21 protein-coding genes and 1 riboswitch are annotated in these 24,786 nt (G+C 37.1%); of the genes, 5 read left to right on the top strand and 16 right to left on the bottom strand.

Translation table 11 applies throughout. The features are described from left to right. Positions 1-184 (top strand): hypothetical protein (locus EO120_RS09220; RefSeq protein ID WP_206512454.1); only part of this gene is annotated, 184 nt, incomplete at its 5' end. A gap of 57 nt (positions 185-241) precedes the next feature. On the opposite strand, the gene lexA is transcribed toward EO120_RS09220, so the two are convergent. After that, positions 242-919: a transcriptional repressor LexA gene (gene lexA, locus EO120_RS00970; RefSeq protein WP_127133638.1), complete on the bottom strand. Its 678-nt coding sequence runs from the start codon at positions 917-919 to the stop codon at positions 242-244. 219 nt (positions 920-1,138) lie between these two features. On the opposite strand from lexA, the gene EO120_RS00965 reads away from it, so the two are divergent. Next, entirely contained in the window at positions 1,139-1,447 is a 309-nt protein-coding gene (locus tag EO120_RS00965) for a LysM peptidoglycan-binding domain-containing protein (protein ID WP_164725708.1), read from the top strand. Positions 1,448-1,613: 166 nt separating this feature from the next. On the opposite strand, the gene EO120_RS00960 is transcribed toward EO120_RS00965, so the two are convergent. Continuing rightward, positions 1,614-2,639 (bottom strand): site-specific integrase, encoded by a 1,026-nt coding sequence (locus EO120_RS00960; RefSeq protein ID WP_127133637.1) that lies wholly within the window; start codon positions 2,637-2,639, stop codon positions 1,614-1,616. 104 nt (positions 2,640-2,743) lie between these two features. On the opposite strand from EO120_RS00960, the gene EO120_RS00955 reads away from it, so the two are divergent. Both EO120_RS00955 and EO120_RS00950 read left to right on the top strand, forming a co-directional pair. After that, positions 2,744-4,096, top strand: coding sequence for a VanW family protein (locus tag EO120_RS00955; RefSeq protein WP_127133636.1), 1,353 nt, complete (start codon positions 2,744-2,746; stop codon positions 4,094-4,096). A 196-nt stretch (positions 4,097-4,292) separates the two neighbouring features. Then, entirely contained in the window at positions 4,293-4,910 is a 618-nt protein-coding gene (locus tag EO120_RS00950) for a phosphatase PAP2 family protein (RefSeq protein WP_127133635.1), read from the top strand. A gap of 110 nt (positions 4,911-5,020) precedes the next feature. Here the strand turns inward: EO120_RS00950 and EO120_RS00945 are convergent, their stop codons facing one another. Then, a complete protein-coding gene (locus EO120_RS00945) occupies positions 5,021-5,878 on the bottom strand; it encodes an HAD family hydrolase (RefSeq protein ID WP_241234843.1) in 858 nt (285 codons plus the stop codon). Positions 5,879-6,170: 292 nt separating this feature from the next. Then, entirely contained in the window at positions 6,171-7,100 is a 930-nt protein-coding gene (locus EO120_RS00940; RefSeq protein ID WP_127133633.1) for a DUF1848 domain-containing protein, read from the bottom strand. A 214-nt stretch (positions 7,101-7,314) separates the two neighbouring features. On the opposite strand from EO120_RS00940, the gene EO120_RS00935 reads away from it, so the two are divergent. Continuing rightward, complete coding sequence (locus EO120_RS00935; RefSeq protein ID WP_127133632.1) at positions 7,315-8,061, top strand: class I SAM-dependent methyltransferase; 747 nt, start codon at positions 7,315-7,317, stop codon at positions 8,059-8,061. 186 nt (positions 8,062-8,247) lie between these two features. Here the strand turns inward: EO120_RS00935 and EO120_RS00930 are convergent, their stop codons facing one another. The 12 genes from EO120_RS00930 to EO120_RS00875 form a co-directional block, all read right to left on the bottom strand. After that, positions 8,248-9,537, bottom strand: a complete 1,290-nt coding sequence (locus tag EO120_RS00930) for an amidohydrolase (RefSeq protein ID WP_127133631.1) — start codon at positions 9,535-9,537, stop codon at positions 8,248-8,250. Positions 9,538-9,656: 119 nt separating this feature from the next. After that, positions 9,657-10,901 (bottom strand): adenosylhomocysteinase, encoded by a 1,245-nt coding sequence (locus tag EO120_RS00925; RefSeq protein WP_127133630.1) that lies wholly within the window; start codon positions 10,899-10,901, stop codon positions 9,657-9,659. A gap of 24 nt (positions 10,902-10,925) precedes the next feature. After that, on the bottom strand, positions 10,926-11,984 hold the full coding sequence (gene mtnA, locus EO120_RS00920) for an S-methyl-5-thioribose-1-phosphate isomerase (protein ID WP_127133629.1): 1,059 nt from the start codon (positions 11,982-11,984) through the stop codon (positions 10,926-10,928). A gap of 111 nt (positions 11,985-12,095) precedes the next feature. Beyond that, positions 12,096-12,890 (bottom strand): S-methyl-5'-thioadenosine phosphorylase, encoded by a 795-nt coding sequence (gene mtnP, locus EO120_RS00915; protein WP_127133628.1) that lies wholly within the window; start codon positions 12,888-12,890, stop codon positions 12,096-12,098. A gap of 175 nt (positions 12,891-13,065) precedes the next feature. Further along, on the bottom strand, positions 13,066-13,944 hold the full coding sequence (gene hslO, locus EO120_RS00910) for an Hsp33 family molecular chaperone HslO (protein ID WP_127133627.1): 879 nt from the start codon (positions 13,942-13,944) through the stop codon (positions 13,066-13,068). Between the two features lie 19 nt (positions 13,945-13,963). Then, positions 13,964-14,425 carry a 6,7-dimethyl-8-ribityllumazine synthase gene (ribH, locus tag EO120_RS00905; RefSeq protein WP_127133626.1) on the bottom strand — a complete coding sequence of 154 codons (462 nt, stop codon included), beginning with the start codon at positions 14,423-14,425 and terminating at the stop codon, positions 13,964-13,966. 153 nt (positions 14,426-14,578) lie between these two features. After that, positions 14,579-15,781, bottom strand: a complete 1,203-nt coding sequence (locus EO120_RS00900) for a bifunctional 3,4-dihydroxy-2-butanone-4-phosphate synthase/GTP cyclohydrolase II (protein ID WP_127133625.1) — start codon at positions 15,779-15,781, stop codon at positions 14,579-14,581. 12 nt (positions 15,782-15,793) lie between these two features. Continuing rightward, on the bottom strand, positions 15,794-16,468 hold the full coding sequence (locus EO120_RS00895; protein WP_127133624.1) for a riboflavin synthase: 675 nt from the start codon (positions 16,466-16,468) through the stop codon (positions 15,794-15,796). Next, positions 16,449-17,729, bottom strand: a complete 1,281-nt coding sequence (gene ribD / locus EO120_RS00890; RefSeq protein ID WP_127133623.1) for a bifunctional diaminohydroxyphosphoribosylaminopyrimidine deaminase/5-amino-6-(5-phosphoribosylamino)uracil reductase RibD — start codon at positions 17,727-17,729, stop codon at positions 16,449-16,451. The genes EO120_RS00895 and ribD overlap by 20 nt, the downstream gene beginning before the upstream one ends. Positions 17,730-17,809: 80 nt before the next feature. Continuing rightward, a riboswitch (FMN riboswitch) is annotated at positions 17,810-17,925 on the bottom strand. 91 nt (positions 17,926-18,016) lie between these two features. Then, a complete protein-coding gene (locus tag EO120_RS00885; protein ID WP_127133622.1) occupies positions 18,017-21,814 on the bottom strand; it encodes a PolC-type DNA polymerase III in 3,798 nt (1,265 codons plus the stop codon). Positions 21,815-21,816: 2 nt separating this feature from the next. Then, positions 21,817-22,797: a DNA polymerase III subunit delta gene (gene holA, locus EO120_RS00880; protein WP_127133621.1), complete on the bottom strand. Its 981-nt coding sequence runs from the start codon at positions 22,795-22,797 to the stop codon at positions 21,817-21,819. A 17-nt stretch (positions 22,798-22,814) separates the two neighbouring features. Further along, positions 22,815-24,785 (bottom strand): ComEC/Rec2 family competence protein, encoded by a 1,971-nt coding sequence (locus tag EO120_RS00875; RefSeq protein WP_241234842.1) that lies wholly within the window; start codon positions 24,783-24,785, stop codon positions 22,815-22,817. Position 24,786: the final 1 nt, after the last annotated feature.

The raw sequence follows: 24,786 nt of genomic DNA, 5'->3' as shown, positions 1-24,786 counted from the left end.
ACATGGGGTGATGCTATTGTTTGGAGTGATTTACACTTTTATGATAAAAGTTTCAATTCTTCATGGGATTAAAAACCAACACCTTTTGTCCTATAAGCCTAATAAGCAATGGAAAAGCCCGCCAAACGCATCTACCACAATGGTAATGAACGCGTTTGGCGGGCTTTATTTCGTTGTATGTTAAATCCTAATGTTAACTAAGAAAGAGATATGAACTACGACTCCTAAGTTATATAAATAATTAAATCTTATCTCTTACTAATCCAATAACTAAGCCTTCGATATGGCAGTCTTTAACAATGATAGGAGCGAAATCGTCGTTTTCAGGTTGTAAACGAATATGCCCTTTTTCTTTGAAGAATCGTTTTACTGTTGCTTCATCATCGATACGAGCTACTACAACATCACCATTGTTAGCTGTATTTTGATGACGTACGATGAGCATATCACCTTCATATATACCGATATTCATCATCGAGTCACCTTGCACACGAAGCATAAAGCAATCAGAATTACCAGTCAATTGAACAGGTAATGTCATTGTAGATTCTAAATTTTCTATTGCAGTAATAGGCATACCGGCTTGTACAGTACCGATGAGAGGGACTTGTTTTAGATTAGCACCAAGGAATTCAAAATTATCAGAGCTAGACATTTCGTTGCTATCTTTGCTAATAGAAATATTGGGTTTTATATCGTTAACAATACTAATAGCACGGTTTTTATTTGGATCACGACGGATATAACCAAATTTTTCCAATGTATTCAAATGGGACTGTACGGTAGATGTAGAACTAAGACCTACATGAGCACAGATTTCACGAACAGTAGGGCACCGATATTCATTGTGTAAAGAATCGCGAATGAATTCTAAAATGCGGCGTTGTTTCGTATTAATATCTGTTGCTGGGCGTCTCATAAGAACCTCCAAAAATGAACTAAAATAGGGTATCTATATATGTATACTAGAAATATTTATTATATATCCCTATTATATGGGTATTTGTAAATATTTGCAAACATTTGTTCAAAACCTCTTGACCGAACATTTGTTTTTGTGTTATTATTTAATTGTAGACAAACAAATGTTCTTTACTTATGTTCGATATTATATTGATTGTATTGTGAGGTTGTAGAGATGAAACATATTATGATTATGCTTAGTATGTGTTTTGCTATGTTTTTAGGTTTTCAACTAACAACACCTAGTGTTGATGTACATACACCATCTGTTAGAGAAGTTACTGTAGAATATGGCGATACAGTATGGGATATTGCATCTCGTCATACCCAAGCTAATATGGATGTGCGTGAAGTAGTATATGCGGTAAAAGAATTAAATCAAATTAATGATTCTGGCTCATTAGTGCCAGGCACAAAAATCAAAATACCAGTTCAACAAATGGGTAGTCCAGTAAGAGCTATGGACTATATGGCTCAAAACTAAATAATAATATAAATAACAGCTATTTCTATTAAATCCCGAGGTTTCCTCATCATCTAATAGGAATAGCTGTTATTTATGTTGTATTATAATCACTTTAGGTATTATTTGTTAGATGACTGTGTTAGTATCTACAGTTATAGTTGAAGAATTTTATTTACAAAGGTATTTATGAATTATCTTTAGGATTTAATCGTTTTTCAAAAATTGTAGAAATAGGGTTATCAACGAATTTATTAGCCTCATTGATATACCGACGCACCATATTAACACTGTGATGGCGTGTTTGGCGCATGATATTACGTTCTTCTACGCCATAAGATGCGGCGGTAGTAGCAAAACCATGTCGCAAACTATGGGCACCATACATTGTTGGATCTAGACCAATAAGGGTAACATAGCGCTTAACGATGTCTGCAATAGATTTATCAGAAATAGCCGTACTACGTAATGTCATAGATTTTGTGAATCCTCTAAATACAGGACCTGATGTAATGCCGCTGAAAGAAAGCCATTTTTTTAATGCTCGTACAGCATCTAAAGATGAGCCTGGTAAATTAGGAATTGCCACAATCGCTCCTTGACCCTCTTGGTCAGCTTTTGAGGCGGCAAGAAAAATCTCCAAGCCTTGAGGGGAAAACTTCAGATTTTCCACCGTAATGGCTGCAATTTCACTGCGCCGAAAGGCTCCCATAAATCCAATCAATAAAATGGCTTTATCCCGTAATTTTTGAATCTCTGGTATATCGATAGTATTCATGGCTTCTAAAATATCTTCAACATCTTCTAGTAAAATCGGCGTCTTACCTTGTTGAAAAGTCCCTTTCAAACGACGTATACCACGCAATGCTTGTTTCACAAGGGGAGACATACAAGGATTTTCATGTGAACCGGAGGCGTTGTAGTTTTCAGATATGGCACTAATGCGACGAGCGATAGTATTGGCTTTGGCGTAGTCTGCTAAATCATTGATATAGTTAACGATGGTTTCTGGTGTAGCTGGAAAATAGCTAACCTTCTGATAATTGCACCAATCCACAAAATCGAACCAATCTGACTCGTACGCATTTATCGTATTTTCTGCTTTTGATAATAAGATGCTTTGCTTTGCTTTCATAGATAATTTCGTACTATTCATCAAAGCATCGTTATGGCGTAAATAAAAATGTTTATCTTGTTTATTCGTATCTGTCATAATCGTTCCTTTTACTAATACTATGATAATATTGTACCACAATATCACTAGTATTTATGCTATAATAAAATAATTCAATATATATTAATAAGTGAGATATACAAATGAAAATACAACGATACTGCTTAGTGGTTTTACTTACCGCCACGCTTTGTTTAACCGGCTGTAGTATGCTGCCTACTGGTGATATTACGAGAGGTGTTTATTATAAAAGTAATGATTTATCTGGTTATACTCGAAATGAAGTGTACAGCTTGTTACAACAAGAATCAACTAAAGATATAACAGTTACGATTAAATTCAATGATACAAAAATGACAACTGTAAAAGCCTCTGATTTAGGTATCGTTTTAGATGTAGATGCTACCGCACAAAGCATTTATAATTACGGTTATGAAGATTCGCTGTTGACCTTGATTGCTCATCGTACCTATGCTTTTACAAACGGTGTTACTATAGATCCAATTTATAAACTAGATGAAGTGAAAGGGCGTACTTATTTAACAGAATTAGCAAAGCAAGTAGATGAACCTATTCACGATGCGTATTTAACTATTGAAAATGGCGTTGTAAAAATGATACCTTCTCAACAAGGTAAACGTATCGATATTGATGCTACTTTAGAATTTTTGAAAAATGAAATTCAGAAAAATAATTTTACATCTTTTTCTATAGTATATACGTCAAATCAAATGGTAAAGGTTACCAATGAGGATGTGAAGCCTTTAACAATGATTCTAGGCAGCTATACGACATATTATGATGGATCTAATACAACTCGAACACACAATATTGAAATTGCGTCACAGAAAATTAATGGTACTTTAATCAAACCAGGTCAAGTTTTTTCTTTTAATGATGTGGTTGGGGAGCGAACTGCAGAAGCTGGGTTTGATGATGCACCGGTTATGATTGATGGTAAATTAGTGCCAGGTATTGGTGGAGGTATTTGTCAAGTAAGTTCTACCTTATTTAATACTGCTTTATTATCTGGTATGGATATTGTAGAAAGAACACCGCACTTTGAACCGGTATCTTATATTCCCGATGGTCGTGATGCTACCGTAGCGTGGGGCTATTTAGACTTTCAATTTAAAAACCCGTATAATCATTCCATTTATGTTATTAGTATTATGGAGAACAATGAGTTGACTATTTATATCGTAGGTGTACCACAAGACGCTCCACGCTCTGTATCTATTACCGTTGGAGATAGTACAGAAATCCCGAACAAAACGATTACTAGAATCGACTCTTCTATAAATAAAGATACTACGCAAGAAGGTCATTATGGGGCAAAGATGAATACTTATCGTCATATTATATTTAATGATGGTACGAGCTATACAGATACGTATGAGTCTATTTATGATCCAGTAGATACCATCATTATAAGAAAATCAGCAGAACCACCTAAAAAGCCATCTACGGACGTAAAATTAACTAAGCAACAATAAATACGTTTAATGTACATATAAAGATTTAATAGATAAAATATTAAGCTTTTATTAAATGTAGATTTAATCTATTGACCTAAGGCATAGATTGGTCTATTATGTGTACTGGTAATTCTTGTTAGAGTACTTTTAGATTTTTGTAACAGGATTTTTAGCTGTTAGTATTTAATATTGTTTGTTAAATTATGAGGTCGTTATGGAGACTATATTGCAATTAGATTACAATTTAATATTTTGGGTACAAGAACATTGTATTAGCTCAATATTAACACCGTTTATGTCATTTATATCCACTATCACTAGTTCTGGTGCATTATGGATTATTATTTCCATACTATTAATGCTACAAAAGAAATATCGAGTTGTAGGTTTAGGTATGTTTATCTCCTTAGTATTGGTATTTATCATTGGCGATCAAGGTTTAAAACCACATGTAGCGAGATTGAGACCATTTGTAGATTTTCCAAATGTGCCATTAGTAGCGACACCACCAGCAGCAACTAGCTATTCATTTCCGTCAGGCCATAGTTTTGGTTCATTTGCATCGGCTATGGCATTATACTTAGGGCTAAGCCAAATAAACCCAAATAAACGATTTTGGGGTATTATAGCATTGATGGGATCTGTTGTAGTGGCATTCTCTAGAGTGTATCTATTTGTACATTATCCATCTGATGTTATTACAGGTATGGTATTGGGGTTAATCGTTGGTTATGTAGCATGGAAAATAGCAGTATATTGTTGGACCTGGTGGATTAATCGCAAATGTGAAATAGAATATGAGCCATACACCTTTAAACGTAAAGATAAATAACGTAAAGAAAGATTGGGCCTAATGTGCCCAATCTTTTTTAGATAATTACTTCCGATAATTTATCGTTATCGGAAGTAATAAATATTTCTTTTCTCAAGCTACAATTTCATTTACCGCCTCTCCGCTTCGTGTTTATCTGCCACATAGGTTCGTTCCAGAATTTCATAGGCTGCTGTCTTATCTATGATGCGTTTCACCAATGTATCGAGTTCAGAACCATCGGTGTAATCGGCCGGTGCGTAGTAGCGAATGCGATGGTGCTGCATCATTTTGTATACTTTTTCCTTATTATTTAGTTCTGGATCGTATACGCCGATAGAATGGCCATCGTTAGCATTGACAAGGCTCATGCACGGAATATCTGTATCGCTATCGCCGATGTAAATCATATTGCGGAACGGTACGCGTTGGTCCTCAGGTTTAATATAGTCATTTACGCCGAAATCGTTAATATCTAGGATGCCTTTTTGAATGCGGAATAGGAACTGCGTTTTATTGGTGTAATTAATGGCTTGGGCTGGCCATACCGCAACGCCTTTGTCATCAAACATGAATGCACTGGCATAGATTTTTGTAAAAGCTCCTTCTTTCGCCATGTCTGTACCCTCTATCATTTCCTTGAGGCCTGAGGAGATAATATAGTGTTCAATTTGTACACCATGATTTAAACCATATTGGCGAATCCGTTCGAACCAAGTACGAACGCCATTGTATAAGGAAACTTGATTACCATATTCCATGAGTTTGTCTTTTGTTACGTAAAAACGACCTACTGCCTCTTGTATCATTTTGTACATATACGCTAAATTGTTGTCCATATCGTGGTCTTTCGCTAGTTGATTGGATTCTTGCCAAAATTGTTTAATTTCATCTTCGTTATATCCTACAGATTGGATAAATCCTTGTGCTTGCATGTCATCTGGTGTTAGTGTTTTATCGAAATCGTAGCACATAGCCAATACAGGCATAGAGCTTTTTTTAGGCACTGTAGTGCTAGCAGATGCACTAAGATGATTGGTATGCTCTTTATTATAGAGAAGGCTCAAAGCGGGCGTAGTCGTATTATTTTTATAGGTAATCATTGGTCACCTCCGTTTTACGAATAGAATTTTAATAATTTCATATAACTAATTATGTGAATCTAGTTATATCGATTTAATAGTTTGAAATTATTTGTGGCCACAAATATCCTCTCGTACTTATACATTCCAAAATTTGTAAAAAAACAACCCCCTATAGGCAAAATGTATGTAAAAATTTTTAGAACAATATTTCTTGATAGGGAACTACCCATGAAGAGGTATTTTGAACTTTAATCGTATCATGTGGCCCTACATGCCCAATAAGCATTGTGGAATTTGGATCATGTAATGCGCGATTTCGTCGTACTGCATCTTGGTTTGTGTTGGCATAACAGTATCGACAAAAATGACTACATGTATCATAAGCTCCAATGTCATTATGTAAATAACAGGCGCATTCTGGACGAGCGGGATTGCGTTTGGGTACGTTTAACTTTACATTCCATGCTTGTTCGTAACAGTCCACGGTGAGGCATCCATCCGTATAGGCGCCTACATTTTTAAATATATCTCCTTCTCCACATGTTTTTAATATCATACCAAAAGATTTTGCTATTTTTACTAGTTCTCGGATTACTATTTTTTGTACATCCTTTGGTGGCCGTTGTGCTGTGGGAAAATTGGCTAATACTTTATCAAAAATATCTAAGAAGCTGACGATAACAGTATCCGTATATCCTGCTAAGGACTGTGCCATAGAGTGGAAACTTTCATAATGAGCATCTATAAGATATTTGTGATTTATAATGATTGGATCATAACGCCACACAATAGACTGCGGATTGAGAGCATCACTGATGTGCTTAAAAGCGACTATAACATCATCATAAGGAGGCACATAGGGTTCGATATCACGGTCATACGGCGTAATAGTTATATGCCAATATTGACGATACTTGGATAATCGAGGTAACAAAGGAATAAATGGTATTGGATTTTTAGTGCAAAATGCGATGCCATCTACTACCTTAGGATTAATAGGATACCGAGATACTATCGTTGGATTATAAGGATTGCGAACATCCACAAATCCTGCCTCTATACGATTGATAAGCCACTGTCCATAAAAGGCTGGTATATCGGTTCGTTGCCCTGTTTGTAAAATCAAAATATCTCCTTACTGACTATCTTAAATAATAATGGCTAAGTGTAAAAATTTCATACTTGAACCAGTATTACATAATCGTATATTTACAAAAGTTATCTGTTATTTTCTATTACAATTATAACGAAAAAATCTGTATGTTCACAATGTTATCCTCTATGGTATTACATTAGTAATTATGTTACTATTAACATATTATGCATTATGAGGAGATAGTATGAACGATTTATTTAATCATATCATTCATCCTAAGGAGGATGACAAAACATTTATTACATCATATTGGACAGAACGGGCTGAGGATTTTCGACGTCTTCGAGAAAAAGAATTACAGAGCCCTAAGCTCATATTGTGGCGTGATGAATTGTTGCAGCACATAGGTCAAAATGAAAGCTTGCGTATTTTAGATATCGGTTGTGGCGCTGGCTTTTTTAGTATTATTTTATCACAGTTAGGTCATACTGTGACAGGCATCGACATTACACCGAACATGATTGAGGAGTCAAAATTATTGGCTTACTCCGTTAATAGCAACGTTGAATTCATAGTTATGGATGCAGAGAAGTTGGATTTTGACACAAACTACTTCGATGTGGTTGTGGCTAGAAATGTAACGTGGAATTTACCTCATCCTGATGAAGCTTATAAGGAATGGCTTCGCGTGCTTAAACCTGGTGGCATACTCTTAAATTATGATGCAGAACACGCTAAAAATCACCATCATCTACCACAATCTGTGCATCATGCACACGAACATATTAAACCTGATTTATTAGATAAATGCCATACTATCTACCATATGCTTTCCATTAGTAGCACCGATCGCCCTACATGGGACAAAGTACTATTAGAAAATATGGGCGCTACTGTCACTATCGATAGCACCGTAGGCTCTCGTATTTATGCTGAGGAAGATGAATTTTACATTCCTGTACCTATGTTTTTGGTTAAGGCTGTTAAATAATATATACCATTATGAAATAAACCCACTCTATTGGGAAGTTATATGTATGTTGATGATAACTAATCACACATCATCATGTAACTTCTCATAGGAGTGGGTTTTATATTTACATTCTATTGGATTGCTAGTTTATAGCCTATTAAATTGCTAGCTTATAGCTTACATTTGTTAGTGTATAGCTTGGATTTAACTTTTAAAGAATTCTTGTGCCTTACTGATTTCAGCACGTAATTTTTCTTCATCAATAGTTAACAGTTCTCTATTTTGCATAAGAACCTTGCCACCAACGATAGTTGTATTTGCATCAGAGCTGTTAGCTGAATACACAAGGGCTGATAAGTCGTTGTAACGAGGCATCCAATGCATACCAGACACATCATAGAGAACTATATCTGCACGATATCCTTCTTGTAATACGCCAAGGTCTTTGTACCCTAAAGCTTTCGCCCCTTCTACGGTGCCCATATTCCATGCTACTTCTGCCGGGATAGCCTTTGGATCGTACAAACGTGCTTTGTGTAAAGTAGCAGCTAAGCGTACCTCTTCTAGCATATCTGCATTATTATTAGATGCGGAACCATCTGTGCCGAGACCTACAGTGATGCCCTTTGCAATCATTTCTGGAACCGGTGCAATGCCGCTAGCTAATTTAAGATTAGACTGCGGATTGTGTGCTACAGCCACATTGTTAGTTGCCATAATATCCATATCTTCGTCTGTAACGTGCACACAATGAGCCGCTAATGTAGTATTCCAGAATAAACCTAATTCATGCATATGAGCAATTGGTGTTTTACCTGTTGCTTTCACTACATTTTCCACTTCCCCTTTCGTTTCGGACAAGTGCATATGAATACCTGCATTTAATTCATGAGATAAGGCGATAACCTTTTCCATATATGCGTCTGGGCATGTATATGGTGCATGTGGTCCTATAAGAACCTTGATTCGGTCATTATCAAAACCATTATATTGATGGAATAATTCCGCATTTTCTAGTAGAGCTTGATCTGCTGTAGGAGATACACCTGCAAGACCGCGAGATAATACGGCACGAATGCCTGTTTCTTTCACCATCTCCGCAGTGGTATTCATGAAGAAATACATATCGCTAAATGTGGTAGTACCAGAACGAAGCATTTCTGCAATGCCTAATTGGGTACCGTATTTCACATATTCATCGTTTAATTTTGCCTCTGTTGGCCAAATAGCAGTTTCTAACCAATCCATGAGCTCTAAATCGTCTGCATAGTTACGGAATAAGCCCATCGCAATATGTGTATGGGTATTTATTAGTCCAGGTGCAGCCAATTGCCCTTTGCCATCTAACACATTCTTAGCATTTGATTTAGCTTGTTCTGACTCTGTATTGGTCATGATGGATGTAATATAACCATTTTCAATAGAAATGGCATGATTCTTTTGTACCCCTGTTGGTGTCAGTACATCTACATGGGTAATTAATAAATCGCACATAATAACTCCTTCTATAGCTATAACCGAGCCAATGGCTCGGTTAGCTTATATGTATAGGGTGTAAAGCAAGCCATATGTATACATATCATATATCTATGGTGAACTTAGATTATAATGTCTTAGTTTACTTTTGTAAGATAATCGATTTGCTCTTGTGTCAATGTATCTAAATCGTAACCCATGGAATTAAGTTTTAATTTTGCGATTTCTGCATCTAATTCATGTGGCAATACATATACTTTTGGTTCCATGTTTTTGCCATTATGTAAGATGTGTTCTGCTGCCAATGCTTGCATAGCGAAGGATAAATCCATGATTTCTGCAGGATGACCATCGCCTGCTGCAAGATTTACTAAACGACCTTCAGCGAGAACATATAATTTGCGACCATCAGCCATTGCATAGCCTTCGATATTTTGACGTACTCGTTCGTGGCTTACAGCAAGTTCTTCTAAATCCTTTACATTAACTTCACAATCAAAGTGACCAGCGTTACAAAGAATAGCCTTGTCTTTCATTACTTCAAAATGTTCTTTTACGATAACATCATTACAGCCTGTAACAGTACAGAAAATATCGCCTACTTTTGCTGCTTCAATCATAGGTAATACTTTGAAACCATCGAATACAGCTTCGATAGCTTTAATTGGGTCTACTTCTGTTACATATACATGAGCGCCAAGTCCTTTAGCGCGCATTGCTACGCCTTTACCACACCAGCCATAACCGGCAACAACTACGTTTTTACCTGTTACAGTGAGGTTTGTAGTACGCATGATGCCATCCCATACGGATTGACCTGTACCATAACGGTTATCGAATAAATATTTACAATATGAATCGTTTACAGCAATCATAGGGAACGTTAATTGTTTAGCATTTTCTAATGCATATAAGCGATGTACACCTGTAGTAGTTTCTTCGCTACCACCGATGAGGCGTTCTTTAGCGTCTGTCCGTGTAGTATGTAATAGATTTACAAGATCACCACCGTCATCGATGATGATATGAGGTTTATGATCTAATGCTTTGTTGAGGAACATGAAATATTCTTCATCTGTACAATCATACCATGCGTATACGGTAAGGCCCATATCGACAAGCCCTGCAGCTACGTCATCTTGTGTGGATAATGGGTTTGAACCTGTTACGATAACATCAGCCCCACCGCGTTGTAGAACTGTTGCTAAATATGCAGTTTTCGCTTCTAAATGAACACTAACAACAATGGTTTGTCCTTTGAAAGTTTGTTCTTTTTCAAAACGGTCCCCTAAATCGTTAAGGGTAGGCATAAAATTGGAAACCCAATCGATTTTTTTGCGACCTTCTGAGGCTAAATTAATATCTTTAATTAAAGATTGCATACTATCTCCTTTGCGACTACTATATTATCGTTTATTAACTGAATCTTGCAATTGTTTAATAGACATTTCATAATTTGGTTGTAATACGCCCTCTTCTGTGATGATGGCTGATATCAGTTCATGTGGCGTTACATCAAAGGCAGGATTTAACACCTTAATACCTGTTGGTGCTGATGGTACACCTTGAAATGAAAGTACTTCATCATCACTGCGCATTTCGATAGGAATATTCCTACCATCTGCCATAGTAAAATCAAATGTACTGTATGGTGCAGCTACATAAAATGGAATATTATGTGCCTTCGCTAATACTGCCAAACCATAGGTGCCAATTTTATTAGCTACATCACCTTTTGTTGTAATACGATCGGCACCTACAATGACAGCGTCAATTAAACCTTGTTGCATAGCATAAGCTGCCATATTATCGGTTTCTAAAGTAACAGGAATACCATCCTCGTGTAATTCAAAAGCAGTTAGTCGTGATCCTTGTAACAATGGTCTCGTTTCATCGGCATAGACCATTGCTAGCTGTCCATTGCTGTGTAATTTGCGGATAACACCGAGAGCAGTACCTAAACCTCCAGTAGCAAGGGCACCTGCATTACAATGCGTTAAAATACGTATTTGTTGCTGCCCTTCAAATAGGCTAGCTCCATGATTAGCCATACGCGTATTAAGTTCTATATCTTCTTTGTGGATTATTTCTGCTTCTTTAGTGATAGCAGTAATTATATCAGACATAGAGGTAAAGGCACTAGCTTTCACCATAGACAATATACGATTTACAGCCCATGCCAAGTTAATAGCAGTAGGACGTGTTTCTTTTAAAATTTCTGCGAATTCATAAAATTCTGAAAGCTGCTCGTTAAATGGCAAATCATTAGTACTTGTCTCACGAGCTGCTAAAATGAGACCGTATCCAGCGGCAACACCGATAGCCGGTGCCCCACGAACGCGAAGCATTTTGATGGCCTCAGCTACTTGACGCCAATCAGTGCAATGGATATATTCTACTTCTGTAGGTAATTTAGTTTGATCCAATAATATTAGCGTTTCATTACGCCATTCTATATTCTTCATAAACCCTCCTAGATATATTGATACATATAATTCATAACCTAATATATAAACAATATCTATATATAGAGAGAGAGATAGATTAGGCTATAAAAACATATAGAAGGAGCAGTACTATAATTTAAATCCGCCGTATTCAGCCATGCGATGATGTGCATCATAATCCGCATTTATATCGATAGCATCGATGGTACCGAGGATTAATAATTTCAATTGAGATGCCATTTCACTCATCATATCAACTACTTCTGCGTGTGTTAAAGAACTTTCAGAAATACCTGCAGCGTAATTTGTAATCATAGATATAGTTGTATACGCTATTTCCGCTTCGTTGGCGAGATTTACTTCTGGCACATTTGTCATCCCTACTGTGTCACCGCCGAGCATGTGGAACATTTTAATTTCCGCTGGTGTTTCGAAACGAGGACCTTCTGTACAAACATAGGTGCCACCATTATGGATATGAAGGTCTTGTTGTTTCCCTACAGACTCGATAATGGTACGTAATTCAGGGCAATATGGGTTGGTTACATCTAAATGTGCTACAGGACGATCGCCACCTTCGTAGAAAGTAGTGATGCGGTTCTTAGTAAAATCAAGGAATTGATCTGTTAATACAAAATGACCAGGTTTAAATGTTTCATTTAAAGACCCTACGGCTGTGGTAGAAATAATGAAACGAACGCCTAGTTTTTTTAAACCCCAAATATTGGCACGATAATTGATTTTATGAGGTGGTATAGTATGATCCTTGCCATGACGTGCTACAAAAATAACTGTTTTATCATTATATGTACCTTGTACATAATCAATTTCGCCATATGGCGTCATTAAAGATTCTTCATGAATATTTTCAAAAATAGACGGATCGTATACACCAGTGCCACCTATTACACCAATTGCACTCATAATGACCTCCTAAATAAATACATCTTATCTATACATTTTCTCACAAAATACAAAAACAAGCTATAGAAAAAGCCTATAGCTTGTATGTTTTATCTAGCTATATCTATTTTATAATTTCATCATATGACTAGCTGAATTATTGTTGACTAACTAAATAATATATATTTGTAAAAGATTAAGACACTACTCCTTTTGGTTTAAACATATCTTGTAGTTCTTCTTGACTGAAATGATATATTTCATTGCAATAGTGACACACAAGTTCAGTTGTTTCATCTTCTAGGATTGCTTTTTTGTCGTCCTCACGAAGGGTCATAAGAACAGCAGCAAAACGGTCGCGACCACAACGGCATTTGAACTCCACTGGTTCGTTGTATACTTCATTAATCGTCATGCCATTAAGCACTTTTTCTACTAAACCTTCCCCATTTGGATGAGTTTTTAAATATTCTGTAACAGGCCCTAAATGATTTATATTTTTTTCTACTAATGCTAATGCTTCATCTGTAGCATCGGGCATAGCTTGTACAATAAAGCCTCCGGCTACCACCGTATGGTAGTCAGAATCAACTAGAACGCCTAAACTAATGGTAGATGGTACTTGTTCAGAAGCATAAAGATAGTATGCTAAATCTTCTGCTACTTCTCCACTTTGAATAGGGCTGGTAGAAGTATAGTCTTGTGCCAATTGAGTGAATCTTGTAACTTGTACTTCACCATTGTGACCTACTGCAGCACCTACATCGAGTTTCCCTGCGTATTTTAATGGCACATCTACATGCGGTTCATCTACATATCCGCGAACAGTGTTATCCGAAAATGCATCTACATGAACAACACCCAACGGTCCATCGCCTTTGATGCGAAGGCTTACATTTTCATGATTTTTAAAATCACCAGCTAATAATAAAGCCCCTGTCATGGCACGACCTAGTGCAGCCGTTGCTACAGGCCATAAATCGTGGCGTACACGCGCTGTTTCAACCGTATTTGTAGTGACTGCTACAGACATACGGACACCTTCACGAGTGGTAAAACGTTTAATATAATCCATTTATATCATCCTTTAATAGTTAGATTTGGTCGATAAGGTTGACCATTTCGATAGCACCCATAGCGCAATCATAACCTTTGTTACCTGCTTTAGTACCAGCCCTTTCGATGGCTTGTTCAATATTTTCTGTAGTAACAACACCGAACATAACAGGAATACCAGTTTCTAGAGATACGTGAGCAATGCCTTTAGCTACTTCATTACATACGTAATCGTAATGTGTAGTAGCGCCACGAATTACGGCACCTACGCAAATAATTGCATCATAACGACCAGATAAAGCCGCTTTTTTTGCAATCAATGGGATTTCATAAGCACCAGGTACCCAGATGGTAGTAATATCTTCTGCTTTCACATCGTGACGCAATAAGCAGTCTTCTGCACCACCGATTAATTTTGTCGTAATGAATTCATTGAAACGAGAACCGATTATGGCAAATTTTTTACCAGTACCTAATAAATTACCTTCTTGAACCATCATTGTTATAGCCTCCTTATCCATAGGTTACTATGGACATGTTAAATATCTTATATTCCTATTATCTATGCGATTTACATTTAAAATCTATAGTTAAAGACTGACTAAATAGGCGCCTATAGATTTTGAATAAATAATTAATGATACGTGTATATATTAGTCTTCTAACATATGCCCCATTTTTTCTTCTTTAGTTTTCAAATAGCCAGCATTGAATTTATTCGCTGCCACGATAAGCGGTACGCGGCTGTGTACATCGATGCCCCAATGTTCTAAACCATGTCGTTTTTCTGGATTATTCGTCAATAAACGAATGCTTTTAATACCAAGGTAACGAATGATTTGCGCTGCTAAAGAATATTCACGCATATCCGCAGGGAACCCGAGTTGTTCGTTTGCTTCTACCGTATCGAGACCTTGTTCTTGTAATGCATAAGCTTTGATTTTATTTGTTAAACCAATACCACGGCCTTCTTGGCGCATATACACCACAACACCTTTACCTTCTTTTTCGATAGCGCGAAGGGCGTGATCTAATTGTTCACCGCAATCACAGCGTTTAGATCCGAACACATCACCAGTTAAACATTCGGAATGAATACGGACGAGCACATCGTCACAATTTTGTACATCCCCTTTAACGATAGCTAAATGCTCTTTATGATCTAAATCGTTTTTAAATACGAAGATATTGAAATTACCAAATTTAGTCGGCAATTTGGAGCACGCGCCAAGGTCTACCATATCTTCATGTAGTTTACGGTATTCAATGAGCTCTGCAACGGAGGCGATTTTTAAATCATGTTCTTTTGCAAACGCAACGAGGTCTGGCATTCTAGACATAGAACCATCGTCATTAGTAATTTCACAAATAACGGCAGCCTCTTGTAAGCCTGCTAAACGACAAAGATCAATGGATGCTTCTGTATGGCCTTGGCGAACGAGAACGCCACCTTCTTTGTATACTAATGGGAATACGTGTCCAGGTCGACGGAAATCATCTGGTTTTGCAGTAGGATCTAGTAGTTTTTGAATCGTGTAGGCCCGTTCGGCAGGCGAAACACCTGTTGTAGTATCTACATGGTCTATAGTTACAGTAAAGGCCGTTTCATGATTATCCGTATTTTTGGCTACCATTGCAGGAATGCCTAATTTCTCTAATGCTTCACGACGCATCGGGGTACATACGATACCGCGTGCGTATTTAACCATAAAATTGATATTTTCTTGGGTAGCAAATTCTGCGGCAATAATCAAATCCCCTTCATTTTCACGACTTTCATCATCTACGATAATAACGGGTTTACCTTTGCATAAATCTTGAAGCACTTCTTCAATGCTATTTAATGTATAACTCATGGTGTCCTCCTTTTACATAAATCCATTCTCTATTAAGAGGGATTCCATGGACTTTGTAGACTTACTAGTTTGTTCTTTACTATATTGGTCATCTGCAGAACCTAAATTCATAAAATGTCGAATGTATCGGCCTGCAATATCGGTTTCGAGATTTACCTCTGTACCGATATTGGCATTGCTTAGCACAGTTTCCCCTAATGTATGAGGAATGATAGATACTGAAAAAGTATTTTCCGTACGATTCATAATAGTTAAACTAATACCATCGATAGCGATAGATCCTTTGTAAATAATATAATCCATCACCGACTTTGGTGCAGCTATGGTAAAAATAACGGCATTATCTTTACGTTCTATATTCGTTACACGTCCTGTGCCATCAACGTGACCAGCCACGATATGACCGCCAAAACGACCGTTCGCAATCATCGCCCGTTCTAAATTAACTGGTTGGTTTACTTTCAAATTGGTGAAAGTAGTCATGCTAATAGATTCAGGCATAACATCGGCTGTAAATTGCTTGTTACCAATGGTGGTTGCAGTCAAGCAAACGCCGTTAACAGCTACAGAATCGCCGATTTTTAAATCGCTAAAAATAATATTGCCACCGATGGTGAGTACTAAGGATTGAGGGCCTTTTTTTATGCTCACAATACGGCCGATTTCCTCAATTATGCCTGTAAACATAGCGCCCCTCCCTTCCTGTACGATATGCTTCTATGCGAATGTTGTTATCTATAATATTTGTTTTTGTGAAAGTCAGTTCAGGTGTTTCTTGTAATGTACCAAAACCTTTGCCTCCTACCGCAGGTGTACCATCAACACCACCGATAATAAGATTGCCAATATAGGTAATGATTTTATCAAAGGACTGTGACTCCACAAAGGAACTAATGATGGTAGATCCCCCCTCCACGAGGATGGATGTATATCCTAACTTACCTAATGTGCTCAGCAGCTGCGGTATCGATAATTTCTTAATATCTACCATCACATCTGTTTTACGGCTCTGCCGTGTGGACACACTATCGATTTCGTGAACGATGGCACCTTTATTTGTCAATGCTTGTCGCCGTTTTTCGGAGCATCCTGCACTTACAAAGATGTGAATCTTGCGATGCGGTACGGTAAATATCTTCGCATCTAATGGCGTCCGACCTTGGCTATCGAGGATGATGACATCTGGTTGGTGGATATTCATGTGATAGGCATCTCCCAATTTATGATGGTCAGCGATGTATTGCTGTTCTTGCAACTCATTAGTGTTCAATATATTTTCTAATTTTTTACCGATAAGCGCAGTTTCTAACTCATCATTAGACAATCGGCAATTCAGTAGTGGATCATCTGCCAATATGGTGCCAATACCAACTAACATAGCATCGTGAGTAGCACGCAATATGTGACCATCTTTACGAGCTGTATCGTTTGTAATCCATTGAGATTCTCCATTATAGGTGGCAATTTTGCCATCTAAGGACATGGCACTTTTAATTGTTACAAAAGGCTTACCTGTTTGGATATAAGTAAAAAACGCTTCGTTTAAATTAATGCATTCTATTTCACATACACCAGTATCTACTTTTATCCCCGCCTCTTTTAACATACGAATACCTTTGCCCGCTACTAGTGGATTTGAATCTGTACTGCCGATGACGACACGACTAATACCAGAAGTAATTACACGTTTGGCACAGGGCGGTGTTTTACCGTAATGGGCACAAGGTTCAAGGGTTACATATAGGGTGGCACCCTTTGCATTAGCACCTGCTTGATTTAAGGCATGTACCTCAGCGTGCGGTTCCCCCGCCTTGTGATGATACCCTTCACCGATGATTGTATTATCTTTTACTACGACGGCACCGACTAAAGGATTAGGCGATGTATGTCCTGTAGCCAACATTGCCAATGCAATGGCTCGTTTCATATATATTTCGTCGTTCATCATAATACCTCAATAAAAAAAGGACTATTTGCATAGTCCTTTGGGTCATTATATATAAGCATATACAAAATGTATATACGCTACCTTGTCTTTTCTCATCCAGACTTTACTGTCGGTATCGGAATTACACCGATTCATACCTATAAGGCTCGCGGACTATACCGCCGGTAAGGAGTTTCACCTATCCCCAAAGACTCATCATATTTTCTTATGTAATAATCATACCACCTTTATCGGTGTTATGCAATATAACAACTATCGGTAATAGTTATCTTCGTAATCGTCCTCATTTATCCAAATAGTGACATTTGCTCATCTTCTGGCAAGTCGCCACAGCATTTAAGTTCTTTCATGATTTCAATGATGGTATTAGAAATTTTGCATCGTCGCTGCATGTCTTTTAAAGATGTGAACGGTTTCTCTTCTCGTTCTTCAACAATAGCATCTGCCACTTTTTCACCTAATGAATCAATAGCAAGAAATGGCGGTAATAAGGCACCATCTTTTATGCTAAACCGTCGTGCACAGGAATGCTGAATATCTACATTAATAAAACGATAGCCACGTTGGTACATTTCCATAGAAACTTCTAATGCAGACATTAAATCTTTATCCTTAGGGCTGGCTGCTCTATCTAATGCTTTAATACGGTTAAATTCACGCATTTGCACACCTAGATCACCAGTCATGATACGAAGGTCAAAAGCTTTCGCACGAATTGAAAAATAGGCTGCATAAAATGCTAATGGATGATATACCTTAAACCACGCAATGCGGAATGCCATCATTACATAAGCCACCGCATGGGCACGAGGGAATAGATAGGAGATTTTTTTACAAGAGTCGATAAACCAATCTGGAATATTGTTATCTCTCATTTCTTGTTCAAAATTCGTCGTTGCTTCCCCTTGTTTATTCCGTTTTTCTATGCCTTTCCCTTTACGTACATTTTCCATGACGAAGAAACTATTCTTTTTATTCATGCCACGATGGATGAGGAAGTTCATTACGTCGTCACGGGTAGAAATGGCTTCGTTTAGTTTACAAGTACCATTTTTTATGAGATCTTGTGCATTATCTAACCATACATTCGTACCATGAGAAAAACCAGAAATACGCACTAAGTCGGAAAATGTTTGAGGTCGAGAATCTTCCAGCATACCTCGTACAAATTTCGTACCACATTCTGGTACTGCCAAGCTGGCTACTTGGTCACCTTGTAATTGTTCTGGTGTTAAACCAATTCCTTCTGTAGAAGAGAATAAACTCAATGTTTTTGGATCATCAAATGGTATGGTTTTCGCATCGATACCTGTTAAATCCTCTAACATGCGAATGATGGTCGGATCATCATGACCTAGAATATCAAGCTTGGTCATACGACCCTCAATGGAGTGATAGTCAAAATGTGTAGTTAATACACCACTTTCCTTCTTATTGGCTGGATGTTGTATGGGCGTAAAATGATGTACATCCATATCACGAGGGCAAACCATGATACCTCCTGGATGTTGACCGGTGGTATTTTTTACATTAGTAAACCCTTTAGCCAAATGTTCAAGATATCCATTTTCCGCTTGAATACCTTTAATTTCAGCATATTTTTTTACATAGCCAAAGGCAGTTTTATCTGCAATAGTACCAATAGTACCAGCTTTAAATACATTGTCACGGCCAAACAACTCTTCCGTGTATTTGTGAGCTTTTGCTTGATAATCACCAGAAAAATTTAAATCAATATCTGGCACTTTATCACCTTCAAAGCCAAGGAAAATAGCAAACGGAATGTCGTGTCCATTCGTTTCTAAATGGTGTCCACAATTAGGGCAATCCCGACGGGGTAAGTCGAAGCCGCCTGCGTATTCCCCTTTTTCGTAAAATTCAGACCATTTACATTTGGGGCATACGTAGTGAGGAGGCAAAGGATTTACTTCTGTAATTTCAGACATGGTAGCCGCAAATGAGGAGCCTACAGAACCACGAGAACCAACTAGATATCCATCATCAAGGGATTTTTTTACTAATTTGTGAGCAATATAATACAAAACACCGTAACCATTGCTGATAATACAGTCTAGTTCATAATCAAGACGCTCTTGTACCACTCGTGGCAAAGGATCACCATATATAGCTTTAGCATTTTTATAACACATATCTGTAAAAGCTTCGTCAGCACCTTCGATTTTAGGAGAATATGTTCCATCTGGTACAGGTTTGATTTCATCGATGCTGTCATTAATAGCGCGAGTATTTGTAACTACAACTTCGTATGCTTTTTCTTTACTCAAGTATGGGAAGGAGTCCAACATTTCATCTGTAGTACGCAAATGTAAATCCGGTTGTTCATGAGCATCTGTATAGCCAGAAGCGGTGAGCATAATTTCTCGATAAATCTTTTCTTCTGGATGTAAATAATGAACATCACAAGTAGCACAAACAGGTTTATTTAATGCTTCACCGAGCTCTATGACGGTAAGGTTCATATCGATAAGGGCTTGCTCATCAGGCATTAAACCTTTTCTTACCAAGAAGTTATTGTTTGTATGTGGTTGAATTTCCAAATAATCATAAAAGGAGGCGATAGTTAATAATTCTTCTTTACTTGCTTGTTTTACAATAGCTTGCATCAACTCTCCTGCTTCACAAGCAGAGCCGATGATAATGCCTTCGCGGTGTTCTTCAATGACGGAACGTGGCAAACGCGGTCTTCGTTTATAGTATTCCAAGTGGGAGATGGAAATCATTTTATATAGATTACGGAGACCTACCATATTTTTAGCTAATAAAATAATATGGTAACGTGGTGCTTCGTCTTTTCGTTTTACTATGTCTAAAGATAATTCGTGTTCTAACTCCTCATCATCCACCAAATAAGCTTCTACGCCGTAAATAACCTTAACACCTAGTTCTTTTCCCAAGGCCTGTGCTTCTGGAAATGCTTGGACTACACCATGATCAGTAATTGCTACTGCTGGATGGCCCCATTTTTTTACTGTTTTAAAGAGGTCTTTTACAGATACAAGAGCATCTTTATCACTCATCTTCGTATGTAAATGTAATTCTACGCGAGAATCATCGCGACACTCAGTGCGTTCTATCCGATTATCTGGCAATGCTTCAATGCTGCGAATGGATAAAATATATTTCTTTTCAAATCGATCATCGAAACTAACACTGCCTTGTATGCGTACTCTAGTTAATCCTTTTAAGGTTTTTAATAAATCAGCGCCTTCTTCTGGACTATTTGTAAATTTAATAAATTTAATACTATTAGTATCATCTACGATGCTACCAGTAACGATAGACTTGCCTGTGCGCGTATCTCGTTTGTCTAAGCCTACAAAAACACCTTCAAAAATAACGCTTGGTGTATCACCAATCCCCATAATTTGTGATGTAATACCTTCAATACGAGGACCTAATATCATGCCCTCTTCTGTTGGTAAATCCTTTGGCGTACGACGAGGATATTTCTCATTACCTTTACTTGAAATTTTAGTATTATTACTGTCAGAACTAATGCTTTTAGGACTATTAGAAATAGATCTAGATAGAGTTTGTTCTCTGTCTGTTGTAATGCCATGAGGATTAGATTCTACTGTAATATATGAGTTATCAAAATAACCTAATTCAACTTCATCGATAAAAGGAGAGAATTCATCTTCATCCACAGGTTCAAAAGACTTGACATTATGTTCATCTGGAAATACTTCGAATTCCTCATTCACCCCATCAAAGGATTTCCCTACCGGAGGTGCATTGCGTTCCTCTTCTTCTCTACGATGCGCTTCTACTTCTTCGATGAACTCACCGGCACCGCAACCACCTGCATAGTAATAGGTATCCATACCTTCTCCCGTTTCAGTATCGAGTTTCCAGGAAAAGCAGCAGGCACTATTACTACTAGTGGGAATATTATCAAAAGAAATATTCTTCTCTTTGTACCATGCAGATAATCGCTCTTGTAATGATGATAATGTTTTAAATGCGGAATTTGCCGCTTGTATAGTAATCCGCTTGCTTTCACAATTCACATAGAAAGCAGGTTTTGTATTTTGTTTTGGTACAACACGATAACGTACTTTCATTTCTATCCTTTATATCCGCAATAGGTTAAACATAAATCTCTAAAACGCCACATATCGCCTTTGCTGGTACGACTATCTAGGATAACATCGTATAAACCTTTCAATAGGACTCGTAGCGCTTTGATGGATATGCGAGAGCTTGCTTCATAGGCCAATTTAATAGGGTACGGTTTAAATGCAGATTCATGGCTTTTACAAAAATTTTCTATTTCTTTAGGACCCATCCCTGACGCTCTACATTCGCTAACCAATAATTGTAAACGTAATTGTCCTTCAATATAACTCATGGCACGGTCAATTTCTTTATAACTAAACATAAATGGAAATAATTCTAGCAATGTCTTTACATCTTGTTTTAACAGGGCTTCTTTAAAAGTAAATATATTCTTCGCTCCATAATTACTGCTGTTATCCATTAGAAATTGGCGATTAATTTCTTTACTATCCCCTAATAATAGGAAGTAGCGATCAAATTCGGTACGCATAAATGCTACTGGTACATCTTGCCATAATTCTAAGAGATGTGCTAAGTAGTCGTTACCATCAGGTGTCAATGTATAACCATGAGATGTGCAATATTGGCGAATCCACATCAATAGTTCCGCTCCCTCTAAACGTTTACATTCCTTATGAGGTATGGCATCTAGGATTTTTTTATTTTGCTTTAACCGTTTATCTATCATATCGTGGTAGACGATAATAAGGGGATTATCACCAGTATAATTAATTAACAAGTCGCTTAATGCAGCCCATTCTTCATTATCTTTTTGTCCTGCTTTTTTTAAAATAGGTATATTTACAAGACAAAATATTTTTGCATCTCCAAAGAGAGAGTCTTCCATTAATTGCTCAGATATTTTAGATGGTCCTGATTCATCAGAAAGGACGCACACGTCAAGGTTCTTATGAGTTAAGAAAAACTTCTGTTTCTCTTCTTCTACTAACTGTGATTCATTACCATAAACTAAATAGACATTGCTCATAATCGTCCCTCCTTTAGTTAAATAATCTTATCAGGAATATAGTGATACCCCCATAATTCAAGAAGTTCACTATCTGGATCTATATCACGCATAACACTTCTTGGCATAGTTAGTAAAATATGTTGATTCTCTGCCCTATTATGTTTCGTTCCGAAATTAAAATGCTCAAAGAATCTTGATTTTATCGTAGGATAAACATTGTATAGCAGAATTTTTGACTCTGCTAATTGATGTGCTATATGAGATTGAGCAGTAACCAAAATTGTTTGTTTCGTGTCTTTTAATTGTAGTTTTTTTTCTTCCCTTTGTCTATTGTAGATCATTACAGTTCCCATATTATTTTCGTATAAAATTCTATTATGACCAGTAGTTTCAAATCGCTCTACTTTCGCTTGAGATAGTATTATGCCAACACTATGTAAAGCATTGATGATACGATATTCACTAGCTTTCATAGGAGTGCCATCAGGTGCATCAATATATACAATGGCTCGTTTATAATATGGTTCAGCCAATATCATAACATGTGCCTGTTTTAAAGGCACAATATGAACTATTGTTTTGTTTTTAAAGTAAATACCAGAATAGGAAATGCCCAAAATTGATACCAAATATAATAATGTAATAAGAATTCCTACAGAGAATCTTTGTTTCAACGAAATTAACATAATATATAAGGCATTAAGGCCTATCATATATGCGCCAACGAATGATAAAGGCATAATCCCTATCCAAATGATAAGCATCGAATTATTGGCTATATAGCTATTAATAGTAATAGCTAGTTTTAATAACATGTCGATACATAACCATAAAAGTGATATAGGTAAAATACTGTTAATTATAGATGCTATAAACAGTAATACAATACATATATCTAGTAAAGGTGTCACAACCAAAGCAGCTATCAAACTGGCAATGCTAAGATAATGAAAATAATAGAGCTGAAATGGTATCATTATAAGCTGTGCACTCACACTGAGCACTAAAGGGGCTTTCAATATAGGTGGCAATATAGTAAACCATCGATAGAGGGGCATGCCAAAAATAAGAAGACCATAAGTAGCACCAAAGGATAGTTGAAAACTTATGTCCAAAATAAGTAATGGATCATATAACAAGAATAATATGGCTGTCATAGCAAGACCTTGTTTTGCCGCATAGAGGCGCCCCAATAGATAAGCCATAGCCATACATATACCCATCACAGTGGAACGTACTACTGGCGCATTGAATCCAACTAAACAGCAATACATAATAGATATAACAATACCACCTATCATAGCATACCGCTTTTTGATATGACTAAGACGACATAGTCCGTATATCATGGAAAATAATAATGCTATGTGAGAACCAGATATGGACAAAATATGAATAATACCAGTATAGCCAAATTGACGTAATATATCATCGCCTAATTCGCCATAATGTCCACCTAGAATTAGTGACGCCCCAAGCCATTTGGTGCGGTCCGATAGATGTTGTATCATGGTCTCTTCAATCCATTGTCGCATATATCCAATGAATGATAATAGACGAGCATAATATACCGTAACTGGTGAGATTGAATATTGTTGTAGTTCGTTAGCCAATACCAATTTATAAGTACCGCCAAAGATATTTCCTTTGATATTATTTCGTATTGAGCGACTACGACTGTCAATAGCACCATTCTCTTCTGTAAGATACATAGACTTTGGTGTACTCTTTATAATAAGGAATTGCCCCATCTGTATAGAGGGGCCTCGTTCCTCTATGGTTATTTTCAAATTACCATGAGCTTGTATATAGGTGTTTTTTGCTGTGTCCTTATAGGGAGTGACACCGAACAATTGAGCTGTTAATTTTTTATATACCACACCATCTATGTTTGTTATCTCTGCAGGAGAATCTACAAGAACCACATACTCTCCTTCTTGATGACTATAAAAAGGAGCGTTACCAACATAGTCATTAATTTGTTTATGCACATGGTAGTTAGACATA

It is taken from the genome of Veillonella caviae (assembly GCF_003992125.1).
Lineage (GTDB): Bacteria > Bacillota > Negativicutes > Veillonellales > Veillonellaceae > Veillonella > Veillonella caviae.
This window is presented reverse-complemented; position numbering and strand designations above follow the sequence as displayed.

Coding starts and splice junctions, on each gene's coding strand:
- EO120_RS00935 (WP_127133632.1), top strand. CDS start 7,315: ATGAACGATTTATTTAATCATATCATTCATCCTAAGGAGGATGACAAA.
- EO120_RS00945 (WP_241234843.1), bottom strand. CDS start 5,878: ATGCCTGTATTGGCTATGTGCTACGATTTCGATAAAACACTAACACCA.
- EO120_RS00885 (WP_127133622.1), bottom strand. CDS start 21,814: ATGAAAGTACGTTATCGTGTTGTACCAAAACAAAATACAAAACCTGCT.
- lexA (WP_127133638.1), bottom strand. CDS start 919: ATGAGACGCCCAGCAACAGATATTAATACGAAACAACGCCGCATTTTA.
- ribH (WP_127133626.1), bottom strand. CDS start 14,425: ATGATGGTTCAAGAAGGTAATTTATTAGGTACTGGTAAAAAATTTGCC.
- EO120_RS00875 (WP_241234842.1), bottom strand. CDS start 24,785: ATGTCTAACTACCATGTGCATAAACAAATTAATGACTATGTTGGTAAC.
- EO120_RS00955 (WP_127133636.1), top strand. CDS start 2,744: ATGAAAATACAACGATACTGCTTAGTGGTTTTACTTACCGCCACGCTT.
- EO120_RS00895 (WP_127133624.1), bottom strand. CDS start 16,468: ATGTTTACAGGCATAATTGAGGAAATCGGCCGTATTGTGAGCATAAAA.
- mtnA (WP_127133629.1), bottom strand. CDS start 11,984: ATGAAGAATATAGAATGGCGTAATGAAACGCTAATATTATTGGATCAA.
- EO120_RS00965 (WP_164725708.1), top strand. CDS start 1,139: ATGAAACATATTATGATTATGCTTAGTATGTGTTTTGCTATGTTTTTA.
- EO120_RS00950 (WP_127133635.1), top strand. CDS start 4,293: ATGGAGACTATATTGCAATTAGATTACAATTTAATATTTTGGGTACAA.
- mtnP (WP_127133628.1), bottom strand. CDS start 12,890: ATGAGTGCAATTGGTGTAATAGGTGGCACTGGTGTATACGATCCGTCT.
- EO120_RS00925 (WP_127133630.1), bottom strand. CDS start 10,901: ATGCAATCTTTAATTAAAGATATTAATTTAGCCTCAGAAGGTCGCAAA.
- ribD (WP_127133623.1), bottom strand. CDS start 17,729: ATGATGAACGACGAAATATATATGAAACGAGCCATTGCATTGGCAATG.
- holA (WP_127133621.1), bottom strand. CDS start 22,797: ATGAGCAATGTCTATTTAGTTTATGGTAATGAATCACAGTTAGTAGAA.
- EO120_RS00960 (WP_127133637.1), bottom strand. CDS start 2,639: ATGACAGATACGAATAAACAAGATAAACATTTTTATTTACGCCATAAC.
- EO120_RS00900 (WP_127133625.1), bottom strand. CDS start 15,781: ATGAGTTATACATTAAATAGCATTGAAGAAGTGCTTCAAGATTTATGC.
- hslO (WP_127133627.1), bottom strand. CDS start 13,944: ATGGATTATATTAAACGTTTTACCACTCGTGAAGGTGTCCGTATGTCT.
- EO120_RS00930 (WP_127133631.1), bottom strand. CDS start 9,537: ATGTGCGATTTATTAATTACCCATGTAGATGTACTGACACCAACAGGG.